Source organism: Sporosarcina sp. NPDC096371 (assembly GCF_044762865.1).
Taxonomy (GTDB): Bacteria; Bacillota; Bacilli; order Bacillales_A; family Planococcaceae; genus Sporosarcina.
On the sequence record NZ_JBIWFE010000008.1, the window covers coordinates 1 to 20,942 of the forward strand.

21 protein-coding genes are annotated in these 20,942 nt (G+C 40.0%); 6 read left to right on the top strand and 15 right to left on the bottom strand.

What is annotated here, in order from left to right; all coding sequences use genetic code 11:
• Positions 1-246 precede the first annotated feature (246 nt).
• The 3 genes from ACIQ0H_RS17690 to ACIQ0H_RS17700 form a co-directional block, all read right to left on the bottom strand.
• Positions 247-552 carry a hypothetical protein gene (locus ACIQ0H_RS17690; protein WP_403417614.1) on the bottom strand — a complete coding sequence of 102 codons (306 nt, stop codon included), beginning with the start codon at positions 550-552 and terminating at the stop codon, positions 247-249.
• Positions 553-758: 206 nt separating this feature from the next.
• Entirely contained in the window at positions 759-974 is a 216-nt protein-coding gene (locus tag ACIQ0H_RS17695; protein ID WP_403417617.1) for a hypothetical protein, read from the bottom strand.
• A 101-nt stretch (positions 975-1,075) separates the two neighbouring features.
• Positions 1,076-1,777 (bottom strand): DUF2711 family protein, encoded by a 702-nt coding sequence (locus ACIQ0H_RS17700; RefSeq protein WP_403417620.1) that lies wholly within the window; start codon positions 1,775-1,777, stop codon positions 1,076-1,078.
• Positions 1,778-2,491: 714 nt separating this feature from the next.
• Between ACIQ0H_RS17700 and ACIQ0H_RS17705 the strand changes: the two genes are divergently transcribed.
• Positions 2,492-3,361 (top strand): polysaccharide deacetylase family protein, encoded by an 870-nt coding sequence (locus tag ACIQ0H_RS17705; RefSeq protein ID WP_403417622.1) that lies wholly within the window; start codon positions 2,492-2,494, stop codon positions 3,359-3,361.
• Positions 3,362-3,629: 268 nt separating this feature from the next.
• On the opposite strand, the gene ACIQ0H_RS17710 is transcribed toward ACIQ0H_RS17705, so the two are convergent.
• Together ACIQ0H_RS17710 and ACIQ0H_RS17715 are read right to left on the bottom strand one after the other, a co-directional pair.
• Positions 3,630-3,761 carry a hypothetical protein gene (locus ACIQ0H_RS17710; RefSeq protein WP_403417625.1) on the bottom strand — a complete coding sequence of 44 codons (132 nt, stop codon included), beginning with the start codon at positions 3,759-3,761 and terminating at the stop codon, positions 3,630-3,632.
• Between the two features lie 183 nt (positions 3,762-3,944).
• Entirely contained in the window at positions 3,945-4,871 is a 927-nt protein-coding gene (locus ACIQ0H_RS17715) for an aldo/keto reductase (RefSeq protein WP_403417628.1), read from the bottom strand.
• 157 nt (positions 4,872-5,028) lie between these two features.
• On the opposite strand from ACIQ0H_RS17715, the gene ACIQ0H_RS17720 reads away from it, so the two are divergent.
• The 4 genes from ACIQ0H_RS17720 (at position 5,029) to ACIQ0H_RS17735 (ending at position 8,571) form a co-directional block, all read left to right on the top strand.
• Complete coding sequence (locus ACIQ0H_RS17720; RefSeq protein WP_403417631.1) at positions 5,029-5,568, top strand: DUF1697 domain-containing protein; 540 nt, start codon at positions 5,029-5,031, stop codon at positions 5,566-5,568.
• A 323-nt stretch (positions 5,569-5,891) separates the two neighbouring features.
• On the top strand, positions 5,892-6,224 hold the full coding sequence (locus ACIQ0H_RS17725) for a DUF485 domain-containing protein (protein WP_403417634.1): 333 nt from the start codon (positions 5,892-5,894) through the stop codon (positions 6,222-6,224).
• A gap of 15 nt (positions 6,225-6,239) precedes the next feature.
• Positions 6,240-7,787: a solute symporter family protein gene (locus tag ACIQ0H_RS17730; protein ID WP_403417636.1), complete on the top strand. Its 1,548-nt coding sequence runs from the start codon at positions 6,240-6,242 to the stop codon at positions 7,785-7,787.
• Between the two features lie 256 nt (positions 7,788-8,043).
• Positions 8,044-8,571, top strand: coding sequence for a CBS domain-containing protein (locus tag ACIQ0H_RS17735; protein ID WP_403417638.1), 528 nt, complete (start codon positions 8,044-8,046; stop codon positions 8,569-8,571).
• A 232-nt stretch (positions 8,572-8,803) separates the two neighbouring features.
• On the opposite strand, the gene ACIQ0H_RS17740 is transcribed toward ACIQ0H_RS17735, so the two are convergent.
• From ACIQ0H_RS17740 to argC, 8 genes are all read right to left on the bottom strand, one after another.
• Complete coding sequence (locus tag ACIQ0H_RS17740; RefSeq protein ID WP_403417641.1) at positions 8,804-8,932, bottom strand: hypothetical protein; 129 nt, start codon at positions 8,930-8,932, stop codon at positions 8,804-8,806.
• Positions 8,929-9,237, bottom strand: coding sequence for a hypothetical protein (locus tag ACIQ0H_RS17745; RefSeq protein WP_403417644.1), 309 nt, complete (start codon positions 9,235-9,237; stop codon positions 8,929-8,931). Before ACIQ0H_RS17745 ends, ACIQ0H_RS17740 begins: the two co-directional genes overlap by 4 nt.
• Before the next feature lie 201 nt (positions 9,238-9,438).
• Entirely contained in the window at positions 9,439-10,350 is a 912-nt protein-coding gene (locus ACIQ0H_RS17750) for a stalk domain-containing protein (RefSeq protein ID WP_403417647.1), read from the bottom strand.
• An 80-nt stretch (positions 10,351-10,430) separates the two neighbouring features.
• The gene (locus ACIQ0H_RS17755) at positions 10,431-11,435 is read right to left on the bottom strand and encodes a hypothetical protein (protein WP_403417650.1); all 1,005 of its coding nucleotides are present in this window, start codon (positions 11,433-11,435) and stop codon (positions 10,431-10,433) included.
• Between the two features lie 296 nt (positions 11,436-11,731).
• Complete coding sequence (locus ACIQ0H_RS17760; RefSeq protein WP_403417652.1) at positions 11,732-12,883, bottom strand: acetylornithine transaminase; 1,152 nt, start codon at positions 12,881-12,883, stop codon at positions 11,732-11,734.
• Entirely contained in the window at positions 12,880-13,641 is a 762-nt protein-coding gene (gene argB / locus ACIQ0H_RS17765; protein WP_403417654.1) for an acetylglutamate kinase, read from the bottom strand. Before argB ends, ACIQ0H_RS17760 begins: the two co-directional genes overlap by 4 nt.
• Positions 13,622-14,827 (bottom strand): bifunctional ornithine acetyltransferase/N-acetylglutamate synthase, encoded by a 1,206-nt coding sequence (argJ, locus tag ACIQ0H_RS17770; RefSeq protein ID WP_403418050.1) that lies wholly within the window; start codon positions 14,825-14,827, stop codon positions 13,622-13,624. The genes argB and argJ overlap by 20 nt, the downstream gene beginning before the upstream one ends.
• Before the next feature lie 37 nt (positions 14,828-14,864).
• Positions 14,865-15,899, bottom strand: coding sequence for an N-acetyl-gamma-glutamyl-phosphate reductase (gene argC / locus ACIQ0H_RS17775; protein ID WP_403417656.1), 1,035 nt, complete (start codon positions 15,897-15,899; stop codon positions 14,865-14,867).
• A 1,013-nt stretch (positions 15,900-16,912) separates the two neighbouring features.
• On the opposite strand from argC, the gene ACIQ0H_RS17780 reads away from it, so the two are divergent.
• A complete protein-coding gene (locus tag ACIQ0H_RS17780) occupies positions 16,913-17,692 on the top strand; it encodes an enoyl-ACP reductase FabI (RefSeq protein ID WP_403417659.1) in 780 nt (259 codons plus the stop codon).
• Positions 17,693-17,789: 97 nt separating this feature from the next.
• Here the strand turns inward: ACIQ0H_RS17780 and argH are convergent, their stop codons facing one another.
• Together argH and ACIQ0H_RS17790 are read right to left on the bottom strand one after the other, a co-directional pair.
• Positions 17,790-19,118 (bottom strand): argininosuccinate lyase, encoded by a 1,329-nt coding sequence (gene argH / locus ACIQ0H_RS17785; RefSeq protein WP_403417661.1) that lies wholly within the window; start codon positions 19,116-19,118, stop codon positions 17,790-17,792.
• The gene (locus tag ACIQ0H_RS17790; RefSeq protein WP_403417663.1) at positions 19,119-20,633 is read right to left on the bottom strand and encodes a Na+/H+ antiporter NhaC family protein; all 1,515 of its coding nucleotides are present in this window, start codon (positions 20,631-20,633) and stop codon (positions 19,119-19,121) included.
• Between the last annotated feature and the right edge of the window lie 309 nt (positions 20,634-20,942).

Below are 20,942 nucleotides of genomic sequence, written 5' to 3' on the forward strand. Positions count from 1 at the left end.
ATGATGGGTCAATGGTCGTTGACACTCATGCATCATACTAGAGGGCTCCTTTTCTTTCAAGACCTCGAACATCCTTCAAACAGGAATGCTGCTTCTTTAGTTCAATAAGGAAAAGAGCCGTTTTATCAGCTCAATGATCTTCAAGTAAAGTACCCGTTAGCCATCCATGAAGCGCAAAAATCAGCACTTCACCACAAAATATGAAAGGTGATTAAGTTCTTTCATGGGAGTTGAATAATACAATCCTTACTCAAAGCGAAAATCATTCTTTAAAAAGTTCTCTAAATTGCACCAAACCTCATTGGTAACAAAGTAAAGTTGACTAGCCGTATATTCTTGTCCATCTCCAGTTTTAAAACGTATCATCCAAGAAAGATGGTCTTGTGAAAATATAGAATCTGGGTCTTTAAATCCATCCAAATAATAAACAAATTCACCTATTTTAAAATCTCTTGCTTCTTCCCAACTGAATTCAATACCATCTCTACAACCTGTAAAAGATTCTATTATGACAATCTTGTCATTTTCTCTTGACTCAGAATGAACTGACATTTACTTTCTCCTTTTTCACACTTTATTTCCCTCGTTAGTTGAAGAACCATATATTATCACACTACCATAATTACCCACTTAAGAGGCATAAAAAACAACTCGTACAAGATGTTGATGCTACTGCGAAATAAAAAAGCCAACAATTAGTATGTCGACTTCAGTAATGCTTATTTAACTCAAGCACCCGGTCAGTTTAATAAGCATTTTCACATTTCCCCCTTGCCAATCCATTGCCATATTCGGATACTCCCAAAAAAAGATACTACAAAAAGTGCTGACAACATTAAAACCCAATACGGCGCTTCTTCAATCTCCTTAATGCCTTCCACATTGCTAACTACAAAAATTAAAGCACCGATAAACATTAGATAACAAAACACGTTAGGAATAATCCATGCAGCCCTTAATTTTTTGTTCTTCAAAAAATTACCCCCTTATTCAAGAAACCTGCTTCTTTAGTTGAATAACAATAGAGGCTGTCTCCTGACAGCCCGTTTTTGCTAAAGCACCCGTTATTGAATAACTATTTTAATATACTCCAATATATTTCTGTGTGTTCACTGCAATAAAAACCTTCCAAATTACAAGAGTCCACTATTTTATTTACTGTATTTTTATCTGAGCATAACATTGAAAAGTGACTATCCCAATGGGTAGTTAACAATATTTTATTATCATGAGTAAAAAGGTTTATAGGATGGTTTTGAAAAGAGTTATAATCTTCAACCAGATCTTCAATATATTCTAATTTTCGTTCTGTACAAAATTCATCTCCATACCAAATCCATTCATATCCCTCTTTTTTAATACTCTCGAGTAAGCCTGTAATAAGAAGCTCTGGGAAACACCCCTCAGAAGGAGCAACAATCTCTTTATTCACACATACATCTTGAATTACCTTAGCTATATCTTCATTTGCAAATTTTGTATTTAGCCCTGAAATAAGAGTTCTTAGTCCAATATCTAATTGTCGATAATTTTTTATGCTAGATATTTCTAGAAACTGTTTCCAAGTAACGATTTCACAATTTTTTATAATGTCATTTCTACTTGGATACGTATTTGGCTCAAAGAGTTTATAGTCAATTGTTTTTGGTTTAATAAAAGGATGATAAAAGAGAAAGACTTCCTCAAATACACCTTTGTAATAATCCTTAATCGGATTACCATCTGGGGCGCAAACCGCATATCTATGTAGTTCAGGTGAAACCCTCGTTTTTGTCATTAACATACCCTCCTTCAGTCCAAGAACTTCTCCGCTTATTGCAATAATGTACGTATACGCTATTAGTTACACGAACTTGCTTATTTATCTTAAAAATCATTTTTTATTTCCCGGAATTGTCCATATCTAAATGTTTTCTACAAGTTGAGATAATACTCCTTTTTATTGAACTAACCTGCCTCGTTAGTTCAACAAGAAAAGGCTCCTTAATGCCTAATTGGAGTAAAGCACCACGTTAGCACTATAAGTAAAAGAGCTGAAACGATCTATTTATTGATCTTCAACTCTTTCCGCTGTTTATTTAAGTGCAATTTATCACAAATTACAAAATGGTTGTTATAGAATCATATCCAATCTTTCACAAAAGCAACTAGTCCTAAAAATGCACCCAATCCAGCACCAATAAAAGCAAAAACTACATAACTAGATTTACTTTGGTTAACCTTCTCATTTATAGCACCAATTAAGGACCCTCCTTTTAATTCCTCTTATATACAAATCGTTTTTTGATAATGAAATCATCCCATATTACACCATATAACTTATCAATTTCTTGAACTAACCTGTCCCTTTAGTTAAATAAGTTCAACAAAACCGTTAGTTGAACAAAAAATGAAATTTTTATTATGCTAAACAACTATGAGTAATAAAAACACATTCAGGTTAGAATAGCCATCGCTAAAACGGGTATCAATATAAAAAGGAGATGAATGGATGAAAGAACGAATATTCAAGTGGTTGTTGGTTACGGGGTTTTTATTTTGTTTGCATATAACAGATATCATGACTGTTTATGCGAATGAGGGACCCTTGGCAGATGTATCGAGGCAATGGTTGAAAGCGGACTTACGAAATGATCCGGAAGAAGATTTACCTGACCTTAAAGGAGGATCTGAAAATTCCGGGCGGGATCCTCTGCAGCCTGTTGACCTAAGAATTTTACAACAACGGTATCCAGAAATATTTTTCTTACAAGGTCCTACTGATCAAAAACGAGTTGCTTTAACTTTTGATGATGGTCCTGATCCACGTTTTTCAAATGATGTATTAGATGTATTAAAACAGTACAATGTACCAGCAACATTCTTCGTGTTAGGTTCAAAAGCCGTTACTAACCCTGAAATTGTCAAGCGAATGCAAAACGAGGGTCATGTAATCGGAAACCATACCTACGCCCATCCTAACCTTGTCAAAGAATCCGACCTCGGAACCCTAGAGAGGGAAGTAACTAGAACGGAAGATGCTCTTAACGACATTATTGGTTACCGGACAAAATTATTTAGACCACCATATGGCTTCTTATACAATGAATTAGTCGAGAAGCTTAGGGAAATGAACTATTACGTGATTGCCTGGTCGGTTGATTCGTTGGATTGGCAGGAAGACCCGCCGGAAGTTATTGCTTCGAATGTAGTAGACAACATTCATCCAGGCGCGATTATTCTCATGCACGATGGGGCAGAATCGGGTGGAGATCGAACGAATACGATCGAATCACTTCACCAAATTATCCCAAAACTACAAGAGCAAGGCTATGAATTTGTCACAGTTCCAGAATTGTTGAATATTCCATTTAAGAAATAGAATGTATCTCTTACATTTACCTTTAATATTTTTTCTTGAAGGCTTTTTTTGTATTACTATATGGGGTACCACCAACATGTTTACAAAAAGCACATTTATTGCAGTAAAAAAGACAAAGAAGACATATTCCCCGCGCTAAAGGGAATATGTCTTCTTTTTTAAGACACTCAAACTCTCATTAATTAATAACCATATTTTCTTCCCCATATCACTACCACAATCACTGATTACTGACACTCTATATATTCGCTATTATTATTTTTCTTGTTCAACTAACCTGCTGCGTTAGTTCAAGAAGGAAATAGAGTTGAAGCCCCTCTTGTTCGCCAAAAGCGCCCGATTTGTTATCGCCAGCTTTAATATTGTTAACAGTTAATTTACGTGCTTTTTGTGTAGCCATTTTTCTATCCGCAGTTAATACAACTGATTTCCCATCTTCGTAAACAACTACTTTATCAACAGTGCCGTCAAAAGTTACTACTTCTTCTTTTAGGTTAGTCTTACTTCTCGAATCTCCAACGTGTTTCCCTCCATAATTTCCGCATTCTACTAGCAGATAAAGAAAAAATGAGTTGCTGGAGAATTAAGGTACAATATTCCCGGCAGCTTTATAAATGTCATACCATTCTTTTCGTGTTAACTTAATTTCCGCACCTGCACATGCGTCTTTTAAGCGCTGAGGATTCGTTGTTCCGAGCACGACTTGGATGTTTGCCGGATGGCGGGTAATCCAAGCGGTAGCAATTGCTGTGTTTGTTACGTGATAATGATCGGCAATTTCGTCTATCACTTTATTCAACTCTGAAAACTTCTCCAGATCGCCTAAAAACGGGCCAGCAAAGAATCCATTTTGGAATGGTGACCATGCTTGAAGCTGAATATCATGCAGACGGCAATATTCGAGTACACTGCTATCGCGATTGATAGCTTGGTCTATGTTCATATTTAATGCAATGCCCGCATCAATCATTGGTGTGTGGGCGATGCTAAACTGAACTTGGTTGACGACTAATTTATGGGGTGTATATTTTTGCAACAGTTCAATCTGTGCGGGATTATGATTGGACACGCCGAAATATTTTACTTTACCGCTACTGTGCAACGTTTCAAATGCTTCGGCAACCTCTTCGGGCTCCATTAATGGATCAGGACGATGAAGCAATAGCAAGTCCAAATAATCGGTTTGTAAACGCTTTAAAATCCCATCGACAGAGTCAAGGATATGCCCTTTAGAAAAATCAAAGTAGTTTTCTTGGCCCTTAATCCCACATTTACTTTGCAAAATCATTTTTTCACGAATACTAGGATTCATCTGGATAGCCTTGGCAAATAATTCTTCACATCGCCCCTGACCATAGATATCTGCATGATCAAAGAAGTTAATGCCCTCATCAAGTGCTGTGTGGATCAACTGCTCAATTTCAAGTAATGATAGCTGCGTCAAGCGCATATTACCCATAATCATGTTGGAAACGTTTAGATCGGTGTGTTTAATTTGATGATATTTCATAAAAAATCCTCCCCAAAATGTGATTGACATTATTAGATTACTCTATAATTGTGGTGTAAAGTTAATATAAAGGTTCGGGATATGTTAATAGTTAGTTTTTTTCATGATCCCTAGACACCTGATATTCCACCAAACACTAGGGGGACCAAGTAGTCTATTGCTTCAAAATATAACTGAATTCGGAGTGATGAATATGTCATCTGTCGCTTTGCTTAGAGGCATTAATCTCGGGAAGAAAAACAAAGTCGATATGAAATCCTTAAAATCCCTTTTTGAGCAAATGGCCTATACAAATGTCCGCACGTATATTCAAACTGGCAATGTCCTTTTTGAAGGCACATCTTACGACATTCAACAAATTGAAACGCTCCTACAGGACACATACGGGTTTGATATTCCTGTTGTTGTGCGAACCAAGCAAGAACTCCTAGAGATTCAGCAGCACGATATATTTTCAAAAGAACAAGTGTATGTCCTATTTTTAGAAAAGCACATTTCGGATGAGCAACACGCATTACTTACCGAATTAATAGATGATGAATTCACCATCGTACATCATAAAAATATCATTATCACACTATCAAAAAGCTACCATCAAACGAAATATACAAATACCTTTTTTGAAAAGAAGTTGAATATGCATTCTACTGCTCGCAATCAAAATACTGTGAATAAGATTATTGCTAAGATGGAGTAGACATTCTAGATGACAATCCCCAATGCGCTTGACTTTCGCATTGGGGATTTTTCTTTGAGCAATTGAATAAATTCAACGCTCTCACTCTAATTTACTTCATGATTGAGATAAAAATAAACATTTATATTATTCTGAAAGAAAGACCTTGTTAATCGTCAGAAGGTTTGGTATTGTGGATGAAGTGTTCTATAACAATACTATCTTTTTTCAGGAATTTTGTAACAGAATCACTGAAAAAATGTAAACGTTTTCACCTAGAGGGGGCTCAATGCGCTAGGAATCTTACTATGTAATCTTTTATTACTAAAAAAGGGGATGGGATCATGGGTCGGGCTTTGAAGAATAAAAAAGTTGCAACTAAACTCGATTATGAAAAGATTATCAACACGCCTGAATTTAAGGGTTTGGTCAAACGAAAAAACAAATTTGCTACACCGTATGTCATTTTCTTTACACTTGCATATTTCATACTTCCTATTCTAACCGGTTACACAAAAATTCTTGAAAACCGTGCGATTGGTTGGATGACCTGGACTTGGGTCTACTCATTCGGCCTATTCATTATGGTATGGCTATTTACTTCTATCTATATGAACAAAGCGAAAGACTTCGATAAAGAAGTTGAAGACATTATAAAGAAAAATGTGATGAACTAAAGGGGGAATACAATCGTGGGATTCGTATCAGTCTTAATATTTGTTTCAGTCATTGTACTTACACTCGGAATTACATACTGGGCTGCGAAACAAACAACAACTGCAAGTGACTTCTATACCGCGGGTGGTTCCTTAACCGGTTGGCAAAACGGGATGGCGATTGCCGGTGACTACTTGTCTGCCGCTTCATTTCTAGGAATTGCGGGAGCTGTCGCACTAAACGGATTTGATGGCTTTTACTATAGTGTAGGTTTCTTAGTCGCTTACTTATTCGTGTTATTTTTAATCGCCGAGCCGCTTCGTAATCTAGGGAAATTTACAATGGCGGATATGATTGGTGCTCGTTTTGGCGCTAGAAAAGTTCGGGGTGCTGCCGCTCTTAATACGATTACAATCGTGCTATTTTACATGCTTGCTCAGCTTGTAGGTGCAGGCGCACTTATTAAACTACTTCTTGGTATTCCTTATTCGATTTCTGTATTAATCGTTGGTGTGATGATGACCATCTATGTCTTATTTGGTGGAATGACTGCAACAAGTTGGGTACAAATTATTAAAGCCGTTTTACTTATGATCGGTACCATTATTATTTCGTTCCTTGTCCTTTTAAAATTCAATTTTAACTTTATCGGTATGTTCGATGCGATGAGAACAGCAACACCGCATGGCGACGCGTTCTTACATTCAGGGATCGTCTATAAAGATCCAATTGGTCTCATTTCGGTTCTTATTGCACTTGTGTTGGGGACTGCTGGTTTGCCGCATATCCTTATGCGTTTCTTTACAGTAAAAGATGCGAAAACAGCACGGTCTTCCGTCATTTACGCGGTTTGGATTATTGGTATATTCTATGTGTTGACGATTTTCCTTGGATTCGGTGCGGCGAAGTTTGTTGGTGCAGATGCCATTATCGCTGAAAACGCCGCCGGGAATATGGCTGCACCTATGCTTGCTGGTGTGTTAGGCGGCAGTGCGTTGGAGTCATTTGTTGCAGCTGTCGCGTTTGCTACAATTCTAGCCGTTGTTGCTGGACTTGTATTATCAGGTGCTTCAGCAATTGCACATGATATTTACGGCGAAATTATAAAAAAAGGAAAAGTGACAGAGAAACAACAAGTACGTGCTGCTAGAATTGCAGCCATTAGCGTTGCTGTTTTCTCTATCATTTTAGCGCTCGGCGCAGAAAAATTGAATGTTGCTTTTCTCGTTTCATTGGCATTCTGTATCGCTGCCTCGGCAAACGTTCCGACAATCCTATTCACAATCTATTGGAAGAAGTTCAATACAACAGGCGCAGTGGCTTCCATGTTAACGGGATTGATCGTTGCACTCGTTCTCGTTGCGTTAAGCCCTAGCGTTATTCATCCTGATCCTGGAGTGGCGTTCTTTGTGGGGAATCCAATCTTCCCGTATGCGAACCCGGCAATCATTTCAGTTCCAGCAGGATTCCTAGCTGCCATTATTGGGACACTTGTTTCAAGTAAAAAACACGAGGCAGAAGAAATTTCTTATGCCGAAGTTAAGTTTAAAGCCGAAACAGGTTATAGAGAGTTAGAAAGCTAATCTATCCTTTCATGCACGAGTTGCCCCCTCCCCTAGTATTTTTAGATGGAGGGGGTTTTATTATAGGCAAAGACGGTCGAGAAAAAATGGGGACGGATGACCAACAAGATATCTATAAAAAAATTCATGGCCAAACTTTATTTATAGGACTATCAGACGATAACTTTGCTGTTCTAATGAGCGAATGTAAACTGAATCATTACCGCAAGGCAGAAAAGGTCGATTATTTTAAAACGCCTGATGAGGGGCTAGGCTATTGCTTATTTTAAAAGGGATGGCTGATGTATTCATTGTCATAGAGGATGGCAAATCTACAGTTCTTGAGGTACTCCAGGAAGGAGAGGTGATTGGTTTTTCCAACATCGCTTATTACTTGGGAGAATCCAATCGTCCTTATGACCGCCATCAACTTGAAATAGAAGTTGTAGAAGATTCCTACTGCCTGCAAATCCCCTTTGCCGTTGTCAAACAAAGGTTCCACGATGAGGCTGTTCGTGATTCTATTTTAAGGAGAATGCCTACCCGACTTGCGAATGTCTACGCTTCCCTTATCGAACAGATAAAAACAGCTGATGATTGGGGGGATAGCGAGCCATATGTCCGTCGCGTGAAGGAATTCATGAATTCGCCAGCAAGGACCGTGACCGAAGATGTGACCGTGCAAGAAATCGCCCAGTTGCTAGTTGAACACTCCATCAGTTCTGTAATGGTTGTAGATGATGCACAACGGCTAACGGGTATCATTACGGAAAAAGACCTTGCTCTAAGGGTCATTGCCCAATGAACGATTGCTACACTTACCGCCAAAGACGTGATGATGAAAAGAGACCGCGGCACAATAGGTATATTAAAAACGATTGAAGAGTCGTCTTGAAGGGAAAGGAATTACAACATTGTCCGATTTACTTCGTATCAAGAATGCAAGGTCCCAACATAATCTAGTCGTGTATTAACCAATTGAAAAAAGTTATCTCATAAGCCAAGAATTCGACTGCTGAGGTAACTTTTTTTGATATTTAAACTAGGCCTTCTACGTCTTCCAAGTTCCCGAGTTTTGTTGTACCAAAAACGAGTAGTAATAGGAATACGATTAAGATGATTGTATCGAGAAACTTTACGCCATCAAAATTAGGTATTTCACTCACTTCGACTCCCCCCTGTCCCTATTCATTCGCTTCTTTATACCGTCGAATAATTCATCTATCGTCATATGACCATTCTTCTCCAAAAAATCGGACATTTCATCTACTTTTTTCCCATCTATTTTTTTAAATTCGCCTAACAAGGTAACTGCAACTACCGGTCTGTCCCGATATAATGTGACCGAATCGACTTTCAATTTACCAAGCAGAAGAAGCGATGCTGCAACAATTTCTATATCCTTGCCCTTCAAGAGATCGTTTAGCGTGTATGTAGAATTCTTATTTTGATTAAATTTATTGGAATACACGCTTAAACACATCCTTTTTGGGATAATCGGCCATCGTCTTATTCTATGTATGACAAGCGCGCTAGATGCAAAATCGTTTTTGCCACAACAAAAAAGCTTGCAACATCTGCCGAGTTTCAAGACAGACGTTGCAAGCTTCCTTTTATTAAATAAAACTGGTAAGGCGCCGAAGCCTTTTTTCACCTTAACTACTATTTGTTATTAGTCTTGAATTAGTAATTCAAGGAAGTCTTCTGAGACATACGTTTTCATATCTTTCAATTCAGGTGCTACTTCAAATTTCTGGATACTTTTGTTGTAACCATACGTTTTTTCACCACGTGTAATCGTAAATGAACTGTTTTGTAAAGTAACGATTGCGCCATTGATTTTTGGTTCGTGTTTGACATTGTATCCTAGTTGCTCAGCTACTTTACGAAGTGGAATCATTTTGACGCCATCTTTTATGTAATGGTCGTTGGCAATAATTTCATCTACACCTGTTGTATTATCCAAAGCAATAATTTTAGTTGGTGGTGTTTGTGGTGGTAGACTTCTTGTTGTAATTGAGTAGAATACCATCAATTCTTTACCCTGTAAATCTTTCATTTCGATTGCTTGCCCTTGTTGATTGAAAAGAGGCGTCTCTTCACCAATGTTCAATTTTAGTTCGCCATCTAGGCTAAGGAAGTCCTTGTCGAACTGGCTGATTTTCACTTCTCCGTATGCTTTTTCGTCTTTAACGATGACAATTTCAGGTGTCACAGTTGTTGGATAAATCAAGATCATCGGCTTGTTTTTATCGAAATAAGCTTCGACTTCCGCCCCTTTTTTCAAATCCTCTTGTTTCAACCCGTTTGTCGTCCCACTATTGAAAAGTAGGGAGTCCTTGTTGATGTTTAAAATTGTGACTATTTTTTCTTCATTTTCAATCGTTACACGAATGCCATCCTTTTGTTGTTCAATTTCTTGAATAATGCCTGTAGCTTTCATGAAATTCGTAGTATTTTGTACTTGTACCAGCTCTTTGTCGGCTGCAATTGGTGCCACATTTTCTTGTGCAAGTGCTGAATAGCCACCTACCGTGCTTCCTGCCAATAGTGCTGCCATTGCGATTGTACTGATTTTTTTCATCCTATTTCCTCCTCTTTTTCGCCGTACATTGTATTTGACGGAGTACACTGGAAGAAGTTACACATTTTTAATATTTATTTTTATTTCCGATAACTACCTGTTCTCCGTTTTCGATTCATCAAAAAAAGAGCGTAGCTGAGCAATAGAGTCAGGATAATGACAAGAAAGTGCAACCATATCTTTACGGTCATTAAGAAATTAAAGACATCTTTTTTCTCCGTCTCGCCGGCAAATGCATTATAGGGATTGTCTTTCTTATATTTGATAAGTAACTGCTCATCTAAGTAATTAAGATACGTGTTCCTTCGCACTTCTTTTGTTAGATAAAACCTCTCTCCAGATCCATCCTGGTATGTGAGCGCCAAGTAATAATACTGCTGCGGGTCTCTCCCCGAACCATGATAGTTATAATGATCGGTAATTGTCGCCACGGTTTCTATGTACTCTTTTCCGTAAAATTTTTCATAGCCGTTTTTTAGGTCAGCAGCCATTTCACGATACATGAAAAGCAGAAAGACAATCAATCCTCCCCAAAAAACCGTGTACATGATAACGCCCAAGCCGAAATCAAGACGACTGATAAACTCCTCGACTTTTTTGATTTTGAATAAGATATACATGATGTACCCTAGTGGATAAATACCCACTAGACATAAAACGATGTAAAACCACTTATCCTCATACTTGAGTTCGCTCAGTGTATAAAAGACGCCTTGAATCGAATAGCCATTGATTGTGTCACCAATTTCTAGCGCCTCGAATTCCGATTGCGAAACGGCCACCCGATAGTCCTTAGGTATTTGCAAAACCGTTTTTTCTAACAGTTCCGGCTGTAACAGGATAATATATGTTATTCCACTGAAGAGGTGCTTTTCAGCAGTCTTACCAAACACGGTAGCAGTCTCCGCATTCATTTCCTTCTCTAATTTGACATCTTCGTTCCTTTGCCAATTGACAATAATGATGTAAATCAGAAAAACGAAAAAAGCGAACGCCAATAACTCATAACCTATCCGTTTCCCATCCCGATCTTGCTGTCGCCTCGTCAAATCATTCACCTTCTTATTAGCCAGTTTTGATCCCATTCAGAAACAGGCTCACTCCGAATAATCGGCGTAAACCTACTAACCATTTCCCGTTTTTAACATCATCTGTATTACGGGATATTCACGCTTTAAGTTTCAAAAATCATCGGAATTGATTCAGACGGTGCATCCAATCAGATGTTAATGGCATAAAATACCTATTTTTTTATGGGGGATCGATCCGTAAAATTCAAAACAAACGGATCCACCAATAATGGCAGATCCGTTTGTTTTCATCTTGTTAGATAATGTTCTATTGAATGGCGTTTCACTGAACACCTTAATTCAAAACATCCTCAAGAAACCGTCGATGTATTGGTGACCAAAATTGATGCAAGAATGTCTACCGCTTGGTCCAACTCGCTAATTGTAACGGTTAGCGGTGGGAGAAGTCGGAGTACATTTGGTCCTGCTTGAACAAGCAATAAGCCCGCATCTTCCGCTTGTTGAATGAACGGCACAACCTCATCTTTACACTCAATTCCCAGTAACAAACCCGCACCGCGTATCGTAAAGTCATCTTGCGGCAACGTTTTCTGTAACTTATCTATTAGGTAGTCGGCTTTACTTTTTACTTCCTGCAAAAACTCTTCCTGAAAAACGATATCAGTAACCGTTTGTGCAACAGCTACGGCTAGTGGATTACCACCAAATGTTGTGCCATGTGTTCCAGGGCCAAATGAGTCAGCAAGCACTTTGGTCCCGAGCATTGCACCAATCGGGAATCCTCCACCTAACCCTTTAGCAAGTGTAAGGATGTCCGGATGAAGAGGGGTTTGCTCATACGCATAGCGCGTCCCCGTTCGACTAATGCCCGTCTGCACTTCATCGATGATCAATAAAATGCCCTTCTCCTGGCAAATAGCCGTAATCGCTTGAGCCACATCCGGGTCAAGCTGGTTAACTCCTCCCTCTCCTTGAATGACTTCTAGCATGATCGCAGCTACATCATCATCAATCGCGGCTTCAAGCTGTTGTTTGTCATTGTATGGAATGGTTCGAAATGTTTCTAATAAGGGACCAAACCCTTGCCGTACTTTTTCTTGCCCTGTCGCAGACATAGCGCCAAACGTCCGCCCATGAAAGGATTGTTCAAATGTAATGATGACGTTTTTCTGCGTATGTTTACGTGCTAATTTAATCGCTGCCTCATTGGCTTCTGCACCGCTATTACAAAAGAAAGCTTGACCAAAGGGTGTATCTTGCACAAGCCCAGCTGCCAACTGCTCCTGCTCGGGACTAACAAACAAATTAGAGATATGCCATAGTTTTTCACTTTGTTGCTGGAGCGCCCCAACAATTGCAGGATGCGCATGACCCAAACTGACAACCGCGATGCCGCTTGTAAAATCAAGATAATTTTTCCCTTTATCATCTGTCACAACCGTTCCCTGCCCTTTTACAATATGGACAGGTCGGCGTGCATAATTTTGAAATAACGAACTCAAGTAAAGACCCCCTCGGATTCAATTGAAGTTCCTTCCAATTCCTGACCCACGATGTGTACCGAAGGAATGCCGGCATCCAAACAATCTAGCGCGGCATTCACTTTCGGTAACATTCCCCCGTATATGTCACCTGTACCAATCCACTGAGCAATCGCAACAGGTGTCACAACTCGTTGGACTTCGTCTTGTATTTTAATACCAGGCGTATCTGTCACAAGAAGCAGACTTTCCGCTTTGATCGCGAGTGCAACCTCACTGGCAACCGTATCCGCATTAATATTAAGAGGTGCCCCTTCATCCGTTGCCCCCATACACGAAAGAACTGGAACCAGACCTGATGCAAGAATTGTTTCGAGTAATTCAGCGTGAACGTGCTGGATTTCGCCAACAGCGCCATATAATTCTTCATCTAATAGCGTACATGACAGTAACTTTCCATCATATCCACTGAGACCAATAGCTTTGATGCCCCCCTTGTTCAACTGATGCACAAGGGCAGGATTCACTTGACCAATGAGTGTGGATTGAACGATTCCCACAGCTTCTTGCGATGTTACGCGAATCCCACTTACAACAGTCGAAGTGACGCCATTTTTGGCTAGTTGTTGATTGATAGCAGGACCGCCACCATGGACAATGACAAGATCATTGCCAGCGTCTTGCAGTTGCGCGCATTTCTTAAAAAAGCTATCCTGCAACCCTTCTAGCATACTGCCGCCTAATTTAATAACGATTCGTTTACGTTCGATAGGTTGCATTGATTTGGACATAGTCATATGTTAAGTCGCACCCCCATGCTATTCCTTGGCCGTTTCCTTGATGAAGTTCGACAGTGAACTTCACTTCAGGCTGTTTCAAATAAACAAGCAATTCCTGTTCAGAAAATAATATAGGTTCCCCGTTTTCAACGACAGTTGTTGAGCCAATTTTAATCGTAATGGCATACGGGTCTAGCGTCGCCCCGCTATAGCCAATCGCCGCGATAATGCGCCCCCAGTTCGCATCACACCCAAAGACAGCCGTTTTCACAAGGGGTGAACCAACAACCGTTTTAGCAATCATTCGGGCCTCTGCTTCCGAAATCGCTCCTACCACTTCCACTTCAATTAGCTTCGTTGCACCCTCGCCATCTTTGGCAATCATTTTCGCCAAGTCTTGCGATACTGCATGCAAAGTTTCCACAAATTGTGACCAATCTGGATGTGCAGGCGTCAAGGAATTATTCCCTGCCAAGCCGTTCGCCATGATCACCACCATATCATTGGTAGAAGTATCACCATCAACAGTAATCGCGTTAAACGTTTGGTCCGTTACTTGCTTCAAAGCCTCTTGTAAATGAATGGATTCGATATTGGCATCTGTTGTCATAAAGCCAAGCATTGTGGCCATATTCGGCGCAATCATGCCGGAGCCTTTTGCAGTTCCCGCAATAATGATTTCTTTGTCATCAATCATCACGCTATATGCTGTATTTTTCGTCACCGTATCCGTCGTCAATATGGCTTGTGAAAAGTGGATAGCCCCTTCCAATTCACCGATCGGCTGTATCTTTTGGATACCTTTGACAACCGGCTCCATCTTCATGATTTCACCAATCACCCCTGTCGATGCGACGCCAACCAATTCCGGTGCAATGCCCAGCTTTTCTGCCGTCGTTTGTTGCATAACTAGTGCATCCATCAAGCCTTGTTTCCCTGTGCAGGCATTAGCATTTCCTGAATTGACAATGATCGCTTGCATCTTGCCTGTCTGTTGGACAACCTCTTTTGTGACAAGGAGTGGTGCCGCCTGTATTGCGTTTGTTGTAAAAACCCCTGCGACACTCGCTGGCACTTCACTAATCAACAGTGCTAAATCACTTTTTTTATATTTAATGCCACAATGCATACCAGCCGCTTTAAATCCAATTGGTGACACTATATTTTTACGCGAAATGCGTTTCATACTTTGATAAGTAGTTGTCAAATTACTTCCCCCTAAATTAGATAAATGCCGGGACCAAAGTGAGGCCGGTTGTCTCTTCCAAACCGAATTGGACATTCATATTTTGAATCGCTTGCCCTGCTGCCCCTTTTACTAAATTGTCGATGACTGAAACGATAGTAGCCCGGTTCGTCCGTGGATCCACTTTGACGTGCAGGTCACAATAATTGGACCCATATACTTGGTTGGTCCCAAACTTAGTTGTTTCCTGTAACACGCGGACAAATGGGTGATTCGCATAGGTTTGTTGTAAACAATCGACAAGTTGCGCTTCTGTTACCCCTTCTATGACAGGTGCATAGCTTGTAGCCAAAATTCCCCGTGTCATCGGTACAAGATGTGTAGTAAACGTGATAGGCGGTGCTTGATGTGCAAACAAGGCAAATGCCTGTTCAATTTCAGGGATATGTTGATGTTGATGGATTTTATAGATCGCTGTATTTTCATTTGTTTCACTAAAATGTGTCATTTGACTTGGTTGATTGCCTGCACCAGACACACCACTCTTTGCATCGATGATCAACCCACTCGCATCTATTAATCTATTTTTCAGTAATGGCAGTAACGACAACAAGACCGCCGTCGGATAACAGCCCGGATTGGCAATGAGCTGCGCTTCTTTAATGGACGCGTAGTTCCATTCTGTTAAACCGTAGACACTTTGCGCAATCGCCTCTGGTGAAGCCGGTTGTTTGTTGTACCACTGTTCATATTGCGCTACATCTTTTAATCGAAAATCGCCGGACAAATCAATTAGCCTCGGTCCTTTGCCAATTAATGGTGTTAGCAAGTGGCTTGCAACGCCAGCAGGTGCACTTGAAAAAACAACATCGAACTGAGCTAATTTCTCCTGGTCTATTTTTTGGAGTGGCCGATCCACGATATTCATAAGATGTGAATACTTATGCGAAAACACAGTACCCTCTTCTGATGACGTGAATAATTCGATGTGTTCGATTTCAGGATGGTTATGCAAGAGCCGGATGAGTTCAAGCCCGCCATACCCTGAAGCGCCAATGATTCCTACTTTCATTCCAATCACTCCTACTAACAAGTTAAACTTATTATATGTATGAATATTTATAAAGTCAACTGTATTTTTAATCATTACAAACATTTCAGCATTGTATACGTTTTCATATTTTATATGTGTTGTAACACACAAGTTGATTAACTCAATACTAGAATTCATGTATATCTGCTTTGGATCGCTTTGGATTGAATGACTTCTATAACATTACCGGGATGTCTGGATGTGTATGGATATGACTTTGTCGTATCCATACACAATTTTTTCGGTAATTATATGGTGGTCCTTCACCCGTCGCTCTCCAAAATCGCAGATACACGAAGTGCTGAATTTTTTAGGGACGAAAGAATAGCCGGCTTCTTAACTAGTGAAAAGCCGCCAAAGATGCAATTTTGGCGGCTGAATCTTTTTTATATTTTTTTCTTTTACAGTAAAAAATTGTTATTTTCTATAAGGCATCACACCACAGGAGAATAAGATTTGCTTAAATTAAGAAAGGTACGCATTATACAGCGTGCCCGAAATTGTATCTTCGGGCACTTACTCTCTCTATAGAAGGTCATCTACTATTTTTTTCTTTCAAAGAAACTGCATTTTTTACTTGAACATTGTAGGTACGCGACAGGCAATTATTCACAACATGATAGCAACACCGCCCCTCGGTACATCTGTCGTAATTAATTCGCCGAAAGCGTCCAGTGAAAATAGATGTTATCGATCCCTTCTCGCGAGTATTTTTTGCACTTAAATGGTTAATCAACAGACGTGAACTAATGATTCCCTATAATCTCCAGCGAAGGCGCCTTACTGGGGTAGCCGAAGCGCCGAGCGTTGTTAGTAAGATTCTTTTTATCAACATATATAGACTGAGTAGTTACCAGACTTGAGATTAGTTAGAATCATTTGTTCATCATATCTAGTGATAGCCATACACAATTTTTCAACAGGTGTGTTATAATTCAGTTAGCATCTGGTACTAATAATAGGTATCATCTATTTTTCAGGGGGTTATTATAATGGAAGATTTATTGAAATTAAAAGGCAAAAATATAGTCGTAATGGGTGTCGCAAATGAACGAAGCCTTGCTTGGGGAGTCGCAAAATCGCTCTTTTCAGTTGGGGCAAACGTCATCTTCACATACCGAAAAGAACGTTCACTTGTGAAATTGGAGAAGTTATTAAGCGCAAACGACTTCGAGGCAAAAATGATCGTGCAATGTGATGTCAACGAAGATGAGAGTATCCATGAAGCATTTGAGAAAATCGGCGCAGAAGTTGCAACCATTCATGGGGTTGTCCACTCACTCGCATTTGCTCATGCAGAAGATCTGAAAAACGATTTTGTTGAGACGACGAGAAGCGGCTATGCATTTGCACAAGATACGAGTTCTTATTCGCTAATCGCGACTGCTAGAGAAGCACGCCGATTCATGACAGATGGTGGATCCATCGTTACAATGAGTTATCTAGGCGCGCAGCGTGTGCTTGATGGATATAATGTGATGGGTGTTGCAAAAGCGGCACTTGAAGCATCTGTGAGATACTTGGCGTTCGATTTAGGGAAAGAAAATATCCGTGTCAATGCCATTTCAGCTGGTGCAATTCGCACACTGTCTGCCAAAGGGATTGCTTCCTTCAATACAATTTTGACGCAAATTGAAGAACAAGCTCCATTAAAACGCAACGTGACACAAGAAGAAGTAGCAGACATGACACTTGTGACATTGAGCAAGCTGTCCAGCGGCGTTACAGGCGAAATCATCTATGTAGATGCTGGCTACAATATAATGGGATAATCCAACATGGAAAGGACGATTACTGTCCTTTCCATGTTTTTTCTTCCTATTGAAGAATAACAAAAGGGGGCATCCATGTTGGATACCCCCCATCACCTTAGTTCCTGACTTGCTTCATCAATTCCTTATTGCCTTTTGTGATGATATTCTCATAATCAATATACTCATAAATATCATCTGCGATATCGCCACTAAACTTCGCCAGCTCATCGATAGTCAGATCTTCAATAGCCTTCTGTTGTTCTTCGCAATAAATGATTAACTTCCCAACGATTTCATGCGCATCACGGAAAGCCGTCCCTTTGCTTACCAAGTAATCGGCAACTTCTGTAGCATTCAAGAAGCCTGCTTTAATAGCTGCTTTCATATTATCTGCATTGACCTGTAGTGTATCAATCATTCTCGACATAATTTCAATACAATCCAACACGGTATCTAACGCATCGAAAAACTGCTCTTTGTCTTCCTGCATATCTTTGTTATATGTGAGCGGCAACCCTTTCAACGTTGTCAATAAAGAGAATAGTGAACCGTATACACGCCCTGTTTTCCCACGAATCAGTTCTGCCGCATCCGGATTTTTCTTTTGCGGCATGATACTACTTCCTGTTGAATAAGCATCCGCCATATTGATGAACTTAAATTCTTGGCTGCTCCACAAAATCAACTCTTCGCTCAAACGGCTCAAGTGCATCATCACAATTGAGAAATCCGACATAAGTTCAAGTAAATAATCGCGATCGCTGACACCATCTAGGAAGTTATCGACTGGTTTCACGAAGCCCAGTAACGCTGTCGTAACACTGCGATCGATATTATGAGTCGTCCCTGCAAGTGCGCCACATCCAAGAGGATTTTCATCTAGAATTTCGATGGCATTTGCCACACGTTTTTTGTCGCGCTTAAACATTTGCGCATATGCACCCAGATGGTGGCTGAACGTAACAACCTGCGCACGTTGTAAATGTGTATAGCCCGGCATAATGACATTGTTTGCTGCGGCTTTCGTATGCAAAGAGTCGATGAGCATTTGAAGACTGTCCATCACTTCCCCTGCTTTATTCTTCGCATACAAACGCATATCGACCGCGACTTGGTCATTACGACTACGTGCTGTGTGCAATTTCTTACCCGTTTCACCAATACGTTCTGTCAAATGCATTTCCACGAATGAATGGATGTCCTCGTAATTGCCTTCAATTTTCAACTCACCTGCTTCGATATCCTGCAATATCGATTGGAGCCCACCTACAAGCAGCTCCCCCTCTTCCGGTGTCAATAAATCACATTGGACAAGCATCGTGACATGCGCTAAGCTACCCGCAATATCTTCTCGATACAATCGGTGATCGACCGGTAATGATGTATTAAACTGTTCCATAATTTCGTCTGCACGACTTGTAAAACGTCCGCCCCAAAGTTTCATTTATACGGCAACTCCCTTTTTCGTAGTTAGTTTTGATATTACCATTACTGCTAAGACTAAGAGTACAATTGTTAAAAGTAACGTCCACGCACTACCTGTAATCCCTGCGACAACAAAGCCAATAAACGCAATCGATGCGTTCAGTACGGCATACGGGAACTGTGTTTTCACGTGATCAATATGATCGGCCCCCGCCCCCGTTGACGATAAAATTGTAGTATCTGAAATAGGTGAAGAATGATCACCGAAAATACCGCCTGACAGAACCGCTCCAATACAAACCAATAAATGCGCATCGAGTGCAACAGCCATCGGTATAGCAATTGGTAGCATGATGGCGAATGTTCCCCAAGACGTCCCAGACGCGATTGACATACCCGCCGCAACTAAGAAAAGAATGGCTGGGATGATGAACGCCGGAACATTTCCTTTCATCGCTTCTACAATGAAACTGGCTGTCCCCATCTCATTAATGACTTTCCCTAACGACCACGCCAAGACGAGCGTAACCGCTACATACACCATCTTCTGCATACCCGATGTATAAATCGCAAAAATCTCATTAAATTTCTTCACTTTGTAAACGAGCATTAAAATAACTATCGTAATAGCTGCGAATAAGTAGGCTGTCGATAATGCAACCCTAAATTCATTGCCAGGTACTGGCTTGAACGGGAAGCCGAAAGAAATCAACAACCCGAATAACGTAATGAACAATACGAGTAATGGCAGCAAAATCAAACTGGCATTACTTCCTTTGGTCAAATCATCATTTTCATCAGGTTTCCGCAGAGGTGTTGAAGTTGGCCAATAAAGAGCACCAGTCTGCTGGACTCGTTTTTCCGCTTTTGCCATTGGACCAAAATCCAATTTTGTAATGGCTACAAGCGGCACCATTGCAACTGCTAAAATGGCATAAAACTGAAATGGAATGACTTGTACCAACGTGCTAAATTCAGAAGTCTTGATGCCTAGCAAATCAAACTCACTTTTTATGAGTCCCATTATGTATACACCCCAACCAATGAACGGAATGAGCACCGCCACTGGTGATGAGGTGGAGTCGATAATCCAAGCTAGCTTTTCTCTAGAAATCTTTGCTTTATCAAAAATCTTTTCAAATACTGGCCCTACAATTAAAGGGGTACCTAAATCAGAGAAAAAGATGATGATACCGCCAAACCAAGCCGATAGTTGCGCTTTCGCACGTGTATTAATGTATTTTGTTGCATTAATCGCAAGAGCCGCTCCACCACCGGATTTCTCCATCAGCGCAACAAATCCTCCTATGAAAAATAGTAACACTAAGACAGCAGCATTATAGCTATCTGCTACTTGTGGAAATATGTAATTTCCGATTGTTTCCATCGTCGCTTCAAGTGGACGACCGCCAACCAAGATTAAAACCCCAATAAATGTACCAGAAAATAGCGAAATGATGACATTTTTCGTTACAATCGCTAATATGACGGCAAGTATTGGTGGTAGTAAGGATACAATACCCATATGTTCCATTTAAATCTCCCCTTCATTCACTATTATGTATAATTATGAATTATATTTTATACTATACTATTTTGCAAGTACTAATAATGAGAAATATACGATTTATCTATTCATACTGAATACATTTATTCACACTGTATAGAAGTCACTATTTCCTGAACATGGTAACGAAATCCTCTTTATGAGTACTTATCATATTTTTGGGAGTATTAAGACTTAATCTATGTATATCAAAAACAACATCACGATGACCTTAATCTATAATTATACATAACTATGAATAATTATAGATTAAGGTCATTACTGCAATTTTAGGAG

Coding starts and splice junctions, on each gene's coding strand:
- ACIQ0H_RS17690 (WP_403417614.1), bottom strand. CDS start 552: ATGTCAGTTCATTCTGAGTCAAGAGAAAATGACAAGATTGTCATAATA.
- ACIQ0H_RS17700 (WP_403417620.1), bottom strand. CDS start 1,777: ATGACAAAAACGAGGGTTTCACCTGAACTACATAGATATGCGGTTTGC.
- ACIQ0H_RS17705 (WP_403417622.1), top strand. CDS start 2,492: ATGAAAGAACGAATATTCAAGTGGTTGTTGGTTACGGGGTTTTTATTT.
- ACIQ0H_RS17710 (WP_403417625.1), bottom strand. CDS start 3,761: ATGGCTACACAAAAAGCACGTAAATTAACTGTTAACAATATTAAAGCT.
- ACIQ0H_RS17715 (WP_403417628.1), bottom strand. CDS start 4,871: ATGAAATATCATCAAATTAAACACACCGATCTAAACGTTTCCAACATG.
- ACIQ0H_RS17725 (WP_403417634.1), top strand. CDS start 5,892: ATGGGTCGGGCTTTGAAGAATAAAAAAGTTGCAACTAAACTCGATTAT.
- ACIQ0H_RS17750 (WP_403417647.1), bottom strand. CDS start 10,350: ATGAAAAAAATCAGTACAATCGCAATGGCAGCACTATTGGCAGGAAGC.
- ACIQ0H_RS17755 (WP_403417650.1), bottom strand. CDS start 11,435: ATGGGATCAAAACTGGCTAATAAGAAGGTGAATGATTTGACGAGGCGA.
- argB (WP_403417654.1), bottom strand. CDS start 13,641: ATGCAACCTATCGAACGTAAACGAATCGTTATTAAATTAGGCGGCAGT.
- argJ (WP_403418050.1), bottom strand. CDS start 14,827: ATGAAACGCATTTCGCGTAAAAATATAGTGTCACCAATTGGATTTAAA.
- argC (WP_403417656.1), bottom strand. CDS start 15,899: ATGAAAGTAGGAATCATTGGCGCTTCAGGGTATGGCGGGCTTGAACTC.
- ACIQ0H_RS17780 (WP_403417659.1), top strand. CDS start 16,913: ATGGAAGATTTATTGAAATTAAAAGGCAAAAATATAGTCGTAATGGGT.
- argH (WP_403417661.1), bottom strand. CDS start 19,118: ATGAAACTTTGGGGCGGACGTTTTACAAGTCGTGCAGACGAAATTATG.
- ACIQ0H_RS17790 (WP_403417663.1), bottom strand. CDS start 20,633: ATGGAACATATGGGTATTGTATCCTTACTACCACCAATACTTGCCGTC.